Origin of the sequence: Limosilactobacillus caecicola (assembly GCF_943192935.1) — a bacterium.
Classification (GTDB): Bacteria; Bacillota; Bacilli; order Lactobacillales; family Lactobacillaceae; genus Limosilactobacillus; species Limosilactobacillus caecicola.
Map to the genome: position 1 here is coordinate 81,758 of NZ_CALPCI010000001.1, position 13,581 is coordinate 95,338.

At 48.3% G+C, this 13,581-nt stretch carries 13 protein-coding genes and 1 tRNA gene; 3 read left to right on the forward strand and 11 right to left on the reverse strand.

Going from position 1 to position 13,581, the window contains the following annotated elements:
• Positions 1 to 40 precede the first annotated feature (40 nt).
• From wecB to NFR43_RS00355, 4 genes are all read right to left on the reverse strand, one after another.
• On the reverse strand, positions 41 to 1,156 hold the full coding sequence (gene wecB / locus NFR43_RS00340) for a non-hydrolyzing UDP-N-acetylglucosamine 2-epimerase (RefSeq protein WP_251545382.1): 1,116 nt from the start codon (positions 1,154 to 1,156) through the stop codon (positions 41 to 43).
• A 192-nt stretch (positions 1,157 to 1,348) separates the two neighbouring features.
• Positions 1,349 to 1,421: transfer RNA gene (locus tag NFR43_RS00345), tRNA-Arg, on the reverse strand.
• Between the two features lie 50 nt (positions 1,422 to 1,471).
• Positions 1,472 to 2,794 carry a DEAD/DEAH box helicase gene (locus NFR43_RS00350; protein ID WP_251545384.1) on the reverse strand — a complete coding sequence of 441 codons (1,323 nt, stop codon included), beginning with the start codon at positions 2,792 to 2,794 and terminating at the stop codon, positions 1,472 to 1,474.
• 12 nt (positions 2,795 to 2,806) lie between these two features.
• Complete coding sequence (locus NFR43_RS00355) at positions 2,807 to 3,820, reverse strand: Gfo/Idh/MocA family protein (protein WP_251545386.1); 1,014 nt, start codon at positions 3,818 to 3,820, stop codon at positions 2,807 to 2,809.
• Between the two features lie 164 nt (positions 3,821 to 3,984).
• On the opposite strand from NFR43_RS00355, the gene NFR43_RS00360 reads away from it, so the two are divergent.
• Positions 3,985 to 4,356 (forward strand): DUF4828 domain-containing protein, encoded by a 372-nt coding sequence (locus NFR43_RS00360; RefSeq protein ID WP_251545388.1) that lies wholly within the window; start codon positions 3,985 to 3,987, stop codon positions 4,354 to 4,356.
• Positions 4,357 to 4,448: 92 nt separating this feature from the next.
• Complete coding sequence (locus NFR43_RS00365; RefSeq protein WP_251545390.1) at positions 4,449 to 5,018, forward strand: LOG family protein; 570 nt, start codon at positions 4,449 to 4,451, stop codon at positions 5,016 to 5,018.
• On the opposite strand, the gene NFR43_RS00370 is transcribed toward NFR43_RS00365, so the two are convergent.
• The 7 genes from NFR43_RS00370 to NFR43_RS00400 all read right to left on the reverse strand — a co-directional run bounded on the left by NFR43_RS00370 (position 5,015) and on the right by NFR43_RS00400 (position 12,927).
• Entirely contained in the window at positions 5,015 to 5,920 is a 906-nt protein-coding gene (locus NFR43_RS00370) for a lactate/malate family dehydrogenase (RefSeq protein ID WP_251545392.1), read from the reverse strand. The two genes, NFR43_RS00365 and NFR43_RS00370, sit on opposite strands and share 4 nt — an antisense overlap.
• 72 nt (positions 5,921 to 5,992) lie before the next feature.
• The gene (locus NFR43_RS00375; protein WP_251545394.1) at positions 5,993 to 7,486 is read right to left on the reverse strand and encodes a glutamate--cysteine ligase; all 1,494 of its coding nucleotides are present in this window, start codon (positions 7,484 to 7,486) and stop codon (positions 5,993 to 5,995) included.
• Between the two features lie 48 nt (positions 7,487 to 7,534).
• Positions 7,535 to 8,377: an alpha/beta hydrolase gene (locus NFR43_RS00380; RefSeq protein ID WP_251545396.1), complete on the reverse strand. Its 843-nt coding sequence runs from the start codon at positions 8,375 to 8,377 to the stop codon at positions 7,535 to 7,537.
• A gap of 96 nt (positions 8,378 to 8,473) precedes the next feature.
• Positions 8,474 to 9,385, reverse strand: coding sequence for a LysR family transcriptional regulator (locus tag NFR43_RS00385; RefSeq protein WP_251545398.1), 912 nt, complete (start codon positions 9,383 to 9,385; stop codon positions 8,474 to 8,476).
• Positions 9,386 to 9,465: 80 nt separating this feature from the next.
• On the reverse strand, positions 9,466 to 10,863 hold the full coding sequence (locus tag NFR43_RS00390) for an SLC13 family permease (protein ID WP_251545400.1): 1,398 nt from the start codon (positions 10,861 to 10,863) through the stop codon (positions 9,466 to 9,468).
• Positions 10,863 to 11,429 (reverse strand): UbiX family flavin prenyltransferase, encoded by a 567-nt coding sequence (locus tag NFR43_RS00395; protein ID WP_251545402.1) that lies wholly within the window; start codon positions 11,427 to 11,429, stop codon positions 10,863 to 10,865. Before NFR43_RS00395 ends, NFR43_RS00390 begins: the two co-directional genes overlap by 1 nt.
• A 22-nt stretch (positions 11,430 to 11,451) precedes the next feature.
• Entirely contained in the window at positions 11,452 to 12,927 is a 1,476-nt protein-coding gene (locus NFR43_RS00400; protein WP_251545404.1) for a UbiD family decarboxylase, read from the reverse strand.
• A 208-nt stretch (positions 12,928 to 13,135) separates the two neighbouring features.
• Between NFR43_RS00400 and lpdD the strand changes: the two genes are divergently transcribed.
• Entirely contained in the window at positions 13,136 to 13,579 is a 444-nt protein-coding gene (gene lpdD, locus NFR43_RS00405) for a prenylated flavin chaperone LpdD (RefSeq protein WP_251545406.1), read from the forward strand.
• The last annotated feature ends 2 nt before the right edge of the window (positions 13,580 to 13,581 follow it).

Sequence of the window (13,581 nt, forward strand, 5' to 3'; positions counted from 1 at the left end):
ACACTAGCGCCCATCTCGCAATCGCGAGATAGGCGCTCTTTTAGAATTCCCGTTTAATAATGTCGACAATATGGTCCGCGGCATGGCCATCACCAAAGATATTCCGACCGCCAGAAGTCATCTGGTGGTAAATTCGTTTGTCATTCAGTAATTCAAAGACCGCCTGTTGAATCGAAGTCGGATCCGTTCCCACAATTTTGGCGGTCCCGGCCTTAATGGCTTCCGGTCGTTCCGTATTCTCCCGCAAAAGAAGAACAGGCTTATGGAAAACTGAGGCCTCTTCAACGGTCCCAGCCGAATCAGTCAAGATGAACTTGCTACGGGCAGCCGTGTTCAAAAAATCCCCGAGGTCCATCAGCGGCATCATATGGATCCGGTCATGGTTGGCCAGGATTTTCGTAGCGATATCAAAGGCCCGTGAATCCATTGCCACTGGGCAAATTAATTCAATGTCCGGGTTCGTTTCGACCACGTCACGCATGGCCCGGAACACCCGCTCCATCGGCAAACCCGTGTATTCCACCCGGCCCATCGTTAAGAGAATAAAATCGTGATTTCCCGGGATCTCATCCAGTAACTTACTATGATAATCCGGATCATAATATTGCATGACCGTATCGATAATCGTGTTCCCAGTCACAAAAATCCGTTCACTCGCCACGCTTTCATTCAGCAAGTTTTCACGTGCCTGCTCAGTGGGCGCAAAGAAGACATCGCTGAGCGTGTCGGTGAGGTGCCGCTGCATTTCATCAGGAAACGGGTGGCATTTGTCGTAGGTCCGCAAACCGGCTTCGACATGCCCGACCGGCAAGTGGTTATAGAAGGCACTTAAGCTCGCCGCCAACGTCGTGATCGTGTCCCCGACCACCAGCAACATGTCTGGCTGAGCGGCGCTGATGACGGTTTGAAAATTATGCAGCAACTGGCTCAATTGTTCCAGCATGCCAATCTCGTCACTGGATTTGACGTTGAGGTCAAAATCAGAATCAAAGCCAAAGAAACGCATCGCTTGATGAAGCTGCTGGTACTGTTTAGAAGCGACAACGATCACGGGCTCGAAGGTCTCTGGATCAGCCTTCATTAGCTTGATCACGGGAGCCATTTTAATCACTTCTGCCCGGGTACCAAACAGGATCATAATTCGAATTCGCGCCACGTTGCCGCCTCCTTTCTTAAGAAAATCTCAATACTTATTGTACCGCGATTTAGTTTACAAAACTAGGACAGCACAATTACAAAAAGAAAAAATGTTCTATTAAAAGCCGGCCACGACAACCACTAATTTCATTTTTAGAGTGAAAAGATCTACATATAAAAAAGCACCCAGCTGACACTGAATGCTTCGGGATGGTCCCATCCGGAATCGAACCGGAATCGGCCGCTTAGGAGGCGGATGTACTATCCAGTTATACTATGGGACCAAACAAAAGAAATTATCCCATTCTTTTGATTTGAAGTAAAGATAATTTCTTTATTTGTTGGCTTGGGACTTCCGACGGTGTTTCAGCCGAATTCCCTTATTTTTACGTTGCTTATGCCGGTGCTTTTTCTTGGGCTTAGTAAAGTTGTCCAGCGTCCGGTGAACGGACTTTTGAACCGCGTCTGGTCGCCTATGCTGAGCTTTTTGAATCCGCCGCGAGTTTTCGTGGCGCACCGTCTCATCCGGTTTTTGGTCGTCCTTAACCGCCTGCTCATCCTTGATCAGGTGGCGGTCAATCGTCAAAGGCTCCAGTTGGTAAGCCGTGTCCTGTAATAATTTCTTCAGGTCACGGAAGTCGTGGTCGTCGCCAAGATTAATTACTAATCCTGGTTCACCCTGGCGACCAGTCCGGCCAGTGCGGTGGACATATTCTTCCACTGACTGGGGCAATTCAAAGTTGATGACCGCCGGTAGTTTTGGAATATCAATGCCCCGCGCTGCCACATCAGTCGTTAGAAGTAACTTGATTTGGTGCTTCCGGAACTGGCGCATAACCTTCTCCCGTTCGGTTTGCCGTTGGCGCCCACCAAGGGTCGCTGACGAAATCCCTTCGTGCTTCAAGCGACTTGCCGTGTAGTGGAGCGTTTTGATACTAGAAAAGAAGACCAGCGCCCGAAAATTCTTTGTCTTACTCAGCCGTGCCAACATCTGGGCCTTTTGTGCCATCGTCCGTGATTGAAGGAGACCATGCTTGACTGGTCCCCGACTATCATCTTGTTTACGGACATCGTATTTCACCACATCACGACCAAAGATGACATCCACCTGGCTCAGTTGCTTGGAACTTGTGGCTGAGAAGAAGGCCAGCTGAGTACTTAACGGGGTCCGTCGTTCAATATCCTCGACGACCGCTTGAGTATCATCACGCAGGAGGTCATCCGCTTCGTCGATCACCAACGTTTTCAAATGTTGCAACTTTAAACGACGGTTATCGAGCAGGTGGAGGACCCGGCCAGGGGTCCCAACGACGATGTCGGGGTGGCCCTTTTTAAGACGGTCCACTTGGCGCCGCAGGTTCGCTCCCCCTGTCAGTGATTGCACCTTAATCTTGAGTAGACTTGCCCACTCGCGCATGACCCGGGCCGTTTGTAAAGCCAACTCTTGAGATGGTTCCAGCACCAAAATCTGGATTCCATTGCCTGGCGTGACCCGCGTCAAGAGTGGCCAAGTAAAGGCTAAGGTCTTCCCCGAGCCAGTTGGTGCAATCCCAACGACCGTTTTACCAGCGGCTAGTGAATCGTACACCGCCGCTTGGATCGCCGTCTGCTTCTTAAATCCACGTTCTTCAAAATGTGCTTGTAATCGTTCGTCCAAAATAACTCCTTTTTAGCGGTTACTGTCCGATGAGAAGGTCAAGTCCGCAGATTGACGAAGGTCAAACATGACGGAGTTGACGATCCGGGCAGTTTCAAACCACTTGTTGTACCGCTTCAGTTGTGCTTGATCATCAGGATTTTCAAAGACATCCGCAAAATCGTTTAGTTCATCAACCATCGAGTTGGTGTAGAAGACCGGTGCCTTGATTGGTTGGGCCTGCTTCTTATCGTTGTAGTAGGTCACCTTAGTGGTATCAAAGATACTGTCAAAGTAGAGGGTATCCTTGAGACCATAAATTTCCGAACCAAGGTAGGAATTAGCCGTCTTCCCAACGTTTAAGGTCACTTCAAAGTTATCAAAGGTCAGGATGGCCACTCCCTTACCGTCAACCCCGCTGGCAACCATTGTTGGAAAGTAAACCACGGAATTCGGTGTCCCAAAGAGGTCCACAGCAGCGTAAACGCCATAGACACCGAGATCTTGAAGGGCGCCCCCAGCAAATTCAGGAGTAAAGATATTTGGATATGGCTTTTCACCGGCCAAGACCTTGTCATAACGTGAGGAATACTTCATGACCGTGAAGGTGGCCCCTTGCAGAGTCTTCATTTCGTGCATCTTATCCTTGGCCTGCTTGTAAATACCGGTGTGGACGTGCCGAGCGGCTTCCACCAACCGTGCCTTGGGGTGGGCATGCAAGAGGGATTCGATGCCACTAAATTCTTCTGGATTGACGAACGCCGGCTTTTCAACAATGATAAACTTATCATTTTCAATCGCCAACCGAACTTGTTCGTAGTGCAGGCTGTTTGGTGAAGCAATATAAACAACGTCAAAGTCACCTTCGTCAAAGAAGTCTTCGAGACTGTCGTAAAATTCGGTCGCACCATATGGCTTCCCAAATTGTTTGGCCCGGTCAAGGGTCCGTGAGTAGACCGTCGTCAATTGGTAACGACCAGTCGTCTTCGCAGCATCTAACATCTGATCAGTAATAATATGGGTGCCAATAACTCCAAGTTTTAACATCTTAATCAATCTCCTTTGCAATCATTACAAGACCATTATACAAATTATTGCGGCTTTTTAACAGAAATGAAATCTTTTTCTAATAAAAACGTGTGTATAATTACCGTGTAAGTTATTCAACAGATAAAAATTCTAATTATTAACCAATTGGGGGAGTCAAAATTATGAGAAAAAAAGGAATGTTACTGTTCGGCGCGGGATTAATGGCTGGAATCTCAAGTTCATTTGGTTTCAGCCATTCAAGACGCAAACATTCAAATCCGACTTCTCCGTTATTTTACGCGGGTACATGGGAATACTTCGACGAAGAACGGAATCGGTCGCACATCATCACGATCGCTCCGGATTTTAAATTAGGCATTGACCACCAGGAAATTCCGGCGACCGTCGAATTCGTGAGTAATGCCAAACTCGTTTATTTAGACAAGTTTGGCTACCACATCACGGTCAAGGCCAATGAACAAATGCCGGTCCAGGTCATTGACGAAGCCGATGATCAAGCGTACAACATCAAACCAATCGTTAAGGAAGCATGAGCTAAAATCGCTCATGCTTTTTTGTTATTCGCTGTGCGATCTCTGTGCTAGAATACAATTATTAGTTATTCAAATTAGATGGAGATGACAGTATGATTCAAAAATTAGCGGTTTTCTGTGGCGCCCGACCTGGCTGTAATCAAGAATACATTACGATGGCCAGCGAATTTGGCAAGGCAATGGCCGACCACCATATTGACCTCGTGTACGGTGGTGGCAAATTTGGCTTGATGGGCACAGTCGCGAACACCGTGCTTGATAATGGTGGGCAAGCCTATGGCGTGATCACCGAAGAACTTTATTCACGCAAGACGAGTTTGGACCGGCTCACTGATCTCAAGGTGACCCCCAACATGGACCTGCGGAAAGAGGCCATGATGAACATGGCCGATGGTCTGGTGGCCCTGCCCGGCGGTCTCGGCACGGCCGAAGAAGTCATTCAAGCGGCTTCTTGGACCGGTGTTGGTGATAATTCCAAACCGGTTGCCTTCTTTAATTACAACCATTTTTACGATGACATGCGCAAGCAATTTGAAGTCATGAACCAAGAAGGGTTCCTCGAACAGGAATACCTAGATGCCGTCTGCTTTGCCACTTCATTTGATGAAATGCTCAATTTTATGAACCACTACCAAGCCCCATCGTTCCGTCAATACCACTAAAATAGTTCCTGCATCGCCGCTAATTGCCCCTGAATGGCATTGGCGGCGACTTTTATTTGCTCCGTTTCCAATGGATAAAGCGGCAAGAGAACATAATTCCCTACTCCTTGTCGCGTCAGTTGGACGGGATAGCTGACATAGCCACCAAATTGGGGCTGCTGAACAGCGACAGAGAACGCTTCGTGACTATCAAGCAAAATTGCCTGAATGAGCCGACTTGTCCAGGCCACGAGTCCGTTCCAATCAGAACCTAATCCCCGCAGGGCGTAGAAGCCATTCATTTTGGCCTGAACTTCGAGCTCGTGGTCATCGAGCCTTTTGCCGTAAACTGGCTGGTCGATTGTCTGGCCGTTGATCCGGACTGTTGACCAAGCCGTTACCAGGGCACCATCATGTTGCCCATAGACGTAACCATCAATTGAACGGACCGATTGGTGCGCAGCAGATTGAATCGCCAGCCGCAAGCGCGCGGTATCCAGAACCGTGCCAGTACCGATGACCTGCTTGGGTTGAAGTGACCATTCCTGCTGCAGCAACGCCGTTAAAGCTTCATTCGGGTTGGCCAAGTTGACCACGACACCTTTAAAGTCGAGCGGCCGGATACGGTCAGCCAATTTGTGAACTGCTAACGCGTTCGTTGCTAACTCTCCAAAACGGTTGTTCCTTAGCTGCTCCTGCTCGCCCAGGGCAACTACCAAGATATCCAGGTTGGTGAGCGCTGACCAATCCTGAGCGATGATGTTAGCCGTTGGCCAGGCAACCTGGAGATCATTTTGCAAGCCCACGACCCGATCAGCGGACTTGTCTAACAGCAACAACTGATCCACCTGACGAGTAGCTAATAATTGGGCAGCTAGTGAACTTCCCACCTGACCTAACCCCAGAATACCAATTCTGCGCATCCGAAAATCTCCTCTCTAGTGAAAAGCGGTGTTGGCGACGCGTTGCGTCGTTCAACACCGCTAATTAATTGATTAAACTTCTGGAAAAAGTGCCCGAAGGTATGCTTCGGGGCCATCCGGCATTTCAATTTCGAGTTCCGGGTCCAGTTTTTCAACGTGGTCACCGTATTCGAATTCAACTTCATCATTAATGGAGACGTGAATTCCTAAAGTAATTGCGACCCGGACCAACCGCTGAACGGAAACGGAACTTCCTTCGGAAATCACGGTCAGTGGTTTGCCGGATTGGACGAGTTGTGAGAACCGGTCGTTAGCCAACTTTAGGCCAAAGGATAAGAACTTACCATCGTCAATCTTGCCAACCATTTGACCACCAATCGTCAGGTTCGGGTCTTCAATCCGCCGTTGGACAAACTTGAGGGCTAAACGGTACCGCTTAGGAGCATCGTATTCGTCACAAAAGGCCGCCAGTTTGTCAGTAAATTCAGTGGCTTCCTGCTTGACCCAGTCAAATTGTTCGGTCGGATCCTGCATGGCAACCGCCAGGTTACGTTCACGGGCGTCCGCGATCTCTTGCGGCGTGTATTCCCCCACTGGCTTTACCAGGTGGTAAACCATCACGAGTTCGATAAAGTTGAGCGTATCTTCGCTAATCCCCGCCCGGGAGAATGGATCCAGGTCAAACATCCGCATACTAATGAATTGAACCCCTTCTTCAGGAAGTTTGCGAACGTCCTCGGTCTTGCCATGGAAAGCTACTGGACCAAAGAAGTCACCACTATCAGTGTAGGTGCCATCTTCCAGGAACTTCGAATAGGTCGCCACGTACTTGTCAAATGAATCGTAAGCCACCTGTTCATCAGGTAAATTATGGTAACCCTGTGGGCCATTCCGGAAACTCCGGACCTGGTGATCCAGATCAGGAGCAATGACATCCTTGGCCTTTGGTGGCACCGGACTGGCCCCAAAGAGGTAGGTGAAGAGCCACTGGAGGGCATAGTAGCCCAGGCCTAATTTAAAGTAGATGTAATTACGGAAAGCTGCCTCACTCTCGAATTCGTGCTGACCGAATTTTTCATAAAGCATTTTCAGCAGGTCTTCATCAAGACTGTAACCAACGTGGACACCACCAATTAAGGCGCGTTTCACCCCAAACTTTTCGGTCATCCGTTGGTAGCGCGCCTTGGCACTTTGCTTGGTGCAGCTATCAGCCAGTTTGTCCAAATCATTCAGGTACACGGGAGTCGGTGCCAAGCTCAATGGCCATAACCGTTCCGTTTCATGAAGGGTCCCGTCCACGATCTGTTCCAAAATTTCGAGCTGACGGACCGCCGCTTTCGCGCTGCGGACAATGATAGCGTTAAATTCCATGAGGTTATCTGCATAACCACTCGACAAGTACGGGTTGCATTCGCGGTCCCCCAAGTCCCTGGGATATGGGAAAGTGCTGGTCCGCCCGTTGGTTAAAATCCGGTGCATCTCAGTCCGCATGCCAAACCGACCTTCAAACATCAAATCGCGAAACGCTGGTTCATGAAATGCGGTTGCTAATTCTTGCTTATCCATCTATTTCACCTTCATCTACATCTTTTTCTCTTATCAAATTGGTTCTGATTACTTCCACAAGAAGTTGGCAATCCAAGTGTCAACTTTTTGGCTCTTGTGTAAACCAGAATGAGTGGCTTTCGCGCCCCGGAAACACTTATTTTGTACCGGAGTCTTTTGGTGACGTAAGAGGTAGTTAACCGACAACGCCGAAGCATTGGAAACTAAGCCATCCGAGTTACTACCGTCACCGAGGTTACCATAAATGTTTAAGACCTTGATTGACTTCGGAAAGCTACTGCTTAATTGCATTAATTGTTGATAGCTTGGGTAATAGCTGTTCGCTGGATACATCACGCTCGGCTTGTAATGATCTTTGGAATTCACTTTGACTTTGTTGGCCTCATCATTCAAGGAAATGACCCCATTAAATGGTCCAGCAAGGATAACAAACTTTTTCGTCGTTGGGGTGTGGCTTGGCTGGGCAGCCAAAGCTTGGTAAACCGCCACGTTACCGGCCGAGTGAGCGACAATATTGACATTGCGAACGCCTTCCTTTTGGTAGAGGTAGGTCATGGCTTTGGTAAACCAGTGCGCATTCGTCGTGGTGCTAGCTGAATTATTCAGAAAATTAATCTGCACTAACGGGTGCTTCACCTTTTGAAACTTGCCAGAAGTCTCTAGTTCTCCATTGGCCTTGACGTTAATCGTCAACACCTTTTTCGTACCAGAGTATCGCTTGCTCAAGTCGCTAATCATTGTGTCCGTAGAACCATGGGTTCCTTGCAAGCCATGCACAAAGACCGTCGGCGTCCCACCAGAATAGGTGCTCGCCGCATGCCCATTAACGCTACAAGCAACAAAGGCGACCATCAAGGCCACCAGTGTGCTAATCACTTTTTTTAATTTCATTAGTTTTTTAAATCCTTCTTAAAAATTAAGTACAGTGCTAACATACCACAAAATGATCGCGAGCAGGTAGTTTTTTTGAGAAATTCTGGCCACCGATTATGAATCAGCGACGTTGGCCCCCGCTAAATGTTCTAATAAGTAGGCCTGCAGGTGGTTGAGCTGGTAGGTCCCCCGCCGTTCGGGATAAACAAATTGCAGTTGACTACGCACTTCCGGAACCAGTGGTTTCATGACCAACTGATCGTTCAAAAAGGGCGCCGCCGACCGTTTAAACAGGATGGAAACCGTATCTGGATTTGAGAGGATGCCAATCAGCGTTTCAATATGGGAACTTTGAAAGACAACGTTGGGGGTAAGGCCGCATTGTTGAAACAGTTTCACGATCGGCTCGTAAACTCCGGAACCAACTGGTAAAGACGCAATCTTCGTATCACGTAAGTCATCGATTGTGAGGTTGGTAACCCGCCGTAACGGGTTTGCAACGTTCATCAACACCATCAATTGGTCGGTCACCAAAGGCAGCTTCTGGTACTCGACCTCGCTAAAGGCCATCGTCTGCGTATCCCGCAGGATCGCCGCATCTAATTGTCCAGCTTGAAGTTGCTCGATGATCGCATCACCGTTATTTTCCTGGAGTTGAACCCGAATCCGGGGATATTGGTGGTTAAAATGATTGATGCACGAAGCAATTCCATACTGCCCCGCCACCGGAATCGTACCAATATGTAGGACATGATCCAAGTTATCCCGGTTCAGCGATAGCTCATTCATCATTTGCTGGTACTGCAGCACCATCGCCACGGCATGCTCATAGACTACCTTGCCGCTGGGCGTGATTTTGATCTGGCGACGATTGGAAGTGTCAACCAGTTCCACATTCAGTTCATCTTGCAGGGCACGCAGCCGTTTGGAAAAATCTGACTGTGACAAGTGAACTCGCTGAGCCGCCTTAGTAAAACTTTGCAAACGATACAACTGAATAAACGCTTCTAAATCCGTGATCCGCATTTTGACACCCCCCAGATGTTCCTTCTATTTTACAATATACGAAAAGCTGGGGTCAAAATGACCCCAGCTGAAGATTTTTATTACGCTAATCCCATCACGTGGAACCAGAACATGATGACTAAGGCAATCACAAAGATGGCCGGAGTCAAAGCAAACCCTAATTTAGAAACTTGCTTTGGCGTATAGCCACCGCCGTCCATCCCGACTAACACTGCCAAGTTATGGAATGGCAGGATATAGTGCAGGTTGGTGACGGAGAAGACCAGCAGTGAAATTGCTAATGGGCTGATCCCCATTCCAGAAGTGGCCGCAATGAAGGCTGGAATCGTAATCCCCATGACAGCAATTACCGAGCCCATGAACATGTGAATGATCATCGCAAAGATGGTAATTACGATCGCGAGCAGGTAAATGTTGTGTGGTAAGTTCCCTGGAATGACGGTCTTCGCTAACCACTTGTTCATCCCAGTATCAGCACCAACGTTCCCGATGGCCATGGCAGCCGTCAAGAAGATCAGAACGTTAATTGGTACCCCTTCCCAGGACTTGGCGGTCAAGATTCCACCAATGACCGGCAGACTCATCAAAATGGCAACGGTCAATGTTAACCAACCAACATCAATGCCAGTAATGCTACTGGTCAACCATAAAATAATGGCCACGACAATCCAGAAAATGGTCCGCTTTTCCTTGCCATTCATCTTGCCGAGCTTGCTTTGTTCATCCTTTAATTGTTGGATATCAATTTCCAACGGCTTGTTTGGCCGGAAAACGAACATAAAGATGAACATGGTGATTAAACCGGCAACGATCATTGGCACACTCATGATTTCAAAGTAACGGACGAAACTAACGTTGACCCCAGAATCGGCAATTGCCAACGGGTTTAACGAAGTATCCCCAGTCAGGAACACTCCAGATAGTGGACAGGACGCCGCGAAAATTGCCAAGGCTAGTTTCGACAAATCATCCTTATCCATATCAGCGGCACGACCAACGGCCACGACAACCGATAAGATCATGAAGGCCCGTGGCCATGGGTGGGGAATCAGTAACGCCAAAATCAAGGTCAGGGCGAAAATTGAGACAATCAACCCGTTCCAACTCCTGACAAAGCGAATGATGAAGGCGTAAGCAATCCGCTGGCCAACCCCCGATTCATTCACGGCACCGGCGATTAAGTAAGCCCCCATCACCAGCCACATTGTTGACCCCGTCCATGGCTTCGAGAAGACTTGAGATGGAGTCGCCGTGTTGGTAATGATTAGCAACATCAGGAAAAGGCCCCCGACGTAGGCTGGTTGGGCAACCTGGGTCGCCCACCAAACCACCGTCATCAAACTAAGGGCCAGGTCCATCTGCCCGGCAGAACTCAGACCACTAATTGGTGCTAAGTAGATTGCCAAAAAGACAATGATCCCACCAAAGAAGCCCAGGGTCCGTTTATTAACGTATTTTTTATCAAGAACAGTACTCACTATTGATCTCCTTTCCAGCGGTGACCAACCTCATTTTGGATCCCAAACGCATCCAAAATTTTCATTGAATGGTGGTCAACCAGATCTGAAATCGTTTGGGGATGGTTATAAAACGCTGGAATTGGTGGAATGATCTGCGCCCCAATCCGTGACAACTTCAGCAGATTTTCCAAGTGAATCTGACTCAGTGGGGTTTCGCGCGGGACGATAATCAACCGCCGCATTTCCTTGATCGTGACGTCAGCCGCACGGGTAATCAAATTGTCATCGTAGGCATTGGCAATGCTCGAGACGGTTTTCATACTGGCGGGAATCACCACCATGCCATCGGTTAAAAAGGAACCACTAGCAATGGCCGCTCCTAAGTCACGGTTGTTGTAGACATGGTCTGCCAAAGCTTCCATGTCCTTTAATGATGTCGTCGTTTCCAGTTCGAGGTTTTTCTTCGCCCAAGCACTCATCACCAGGTGGGTTTCCACATCTGGCGCCGCAGCGAGCTTTTCTAGCAAGTTGAGGGCGTAAACCGTTCCGGAAGCTCCCGAAACACCAACCACAATTCGTTTCATATTCATCATCCTCAATCGATTATTATTCCAGATACTTCTTCCAGTCCGGAACCTTCATAAATTGAGCACGTTCAAATTGGTCTTTCATATCAAACGGTACGGTACCGTCAATAACCAGTTTTGAGCTCATCCCACGGAACCGAATCGACTTCGGATCGTATTGGGGACGTTCAGAAGGATCCAGTGGGTGGTTCCGCATTCCAGGAAGGACCATGATGTCTTGGTCAGCTTGGAAACGGGTGTTCATCGTCCAAACGACATCGTTCATATCGAAAATGTCGACGTCTTCGTCTACCAGGTAGACCGTCTTCAGTTCCTTGAAAGCAGAGAAGGCTAACAAAGCGGCTTGCCGTTGGATACCTTCATCCGCTTCATTGTCCTTGTGGATTTGCATGATGGTCATCAGCTTACCACCACCTGCAGGTGGGTTGTAAACATTGACAACCTTGCCAGGGATCGCCTTGTCAGTTAAAGCCAAAATACTTGCTTCAGTTGGCAGACCGGCCATTGAAACGTGTTCTTCAGATGGCCCAATAACACTTTGCATAATTGGGTTATCCTTCCGGTGAGTAACGGCCGTCACCTTGATGACTTGGAGGGCTGGGTTTGCATCACCGTCATAACCAGGGAATTCTGGCATGGCCTTACCGGTGTCCGTGTTAATGTCTTCACGAATCCGTTCGTTTGGCATAATGTAGCCTTCGATCGTGTATTCGGAACGGGCGATGGCCTTTTCATCAACGGTGACCCCATCTACAATTTCAACAGGTTGTTGACGAATGGCTCCGGCAACACCAAGTTCGTTGTAACCCAGCGGAGTTGTCGGTGGTTCAAAGGTACAACCAATCGTGATGGCCGGATCCAAACCAATGTTGATGGTAATTGGCATTGGCTTGTTGGCCTTTTCGTATTCATCGGCAAAGTGACCGATATGACGGCCACCAGGCATAATGTAAATCCCCAGTTTGTCCTTGCCTTCGATACACATCCGGTGAATAGTAACGTCGCTTTCCTTGCCATCCATGCTGGAGCCCAAGACCACCCCACAGGTAATGTATGGGCCGGCGTCTTCCGGCGTGTTGGTTGGAGCGGCCACTAACTTCCGCAAATCAAAGTCAGGGTCAGTCGCCTTCTTTACCACTTCGTGCGCTGGTGCTTGGCTTTCATCAACGACCTTTGCCCACACTGGATTTGAAACCGCATGGTTCATGAATTCCCCAAGGGTCTTGTAATCAGTATGGAACATCTTACCAACCCGCTTCCGGCTGGCCATTAACCCGATTAAGACCCGGGTGTCTGGGAAGCCCTTCACGTTATTAAACATCATCGTTGGCCCAAGTTTAGTTGGCCGTTCAACGGTCCCCCGGGCACCAATGTAGCGGTACACACCACAAAGTTCGGCGTCAGGGTCAACTTCAACATCTGTTTCGTGATATTCTGCAGGATCGTCCTTGATCTCATCTAAGACCCGACGTAAATCCCATGGTTGCTCTGCCATAAAAACATCTCCTTAAATTGATATTTCTATCTTAGCCGATTTTGAAAGCGCTTTTTATTCCTCTTTGACGAGATTCTTATTCCAAAATGGAATAGAAAAATGGGAGGCCGCATGACAATTGCTTTCAAAGGGTGTGTCATTTCAGAAGCCAATTTGCGACATTTTACGAAACGCGCTACATTAGCGTTAAATTAATGAGGTGATTTTCATGGAAAAATTGTTTCAAGTAACACAAGCCAACTATACCTGTCAGGCGAAGGTAATCATGGAAAACAAGGACTTAATTGTCGACATCACAGGCGGCAATGTCCCCCACTTGGGAGTGATTGTCAGTTATGACCATAAATTGGACAAAACTGAAGAAATCAAATTTTACAGTCACAACCACCATGCTCACAAGGACTTTTACCTGGCCGAGCGCTTTGTTGATGACATCAAGGAGGTTCTTCCCGGCAGTCTCTGTGTCACCGCTGGCGTCCACGTTGATGGGATCAGCAAAAAACAAATTGAGGCCGCCTTTACCATGATGGATGATTTAGCAAAGCTGGTGCGCCAATGGCTTGAAGGCCTTGACCAAGATTACGTCGAACCACAGTACACTACGGGAATTAAGGACCAGGACGTTGACCTGAATCCACAAAAGGAGGACTAACG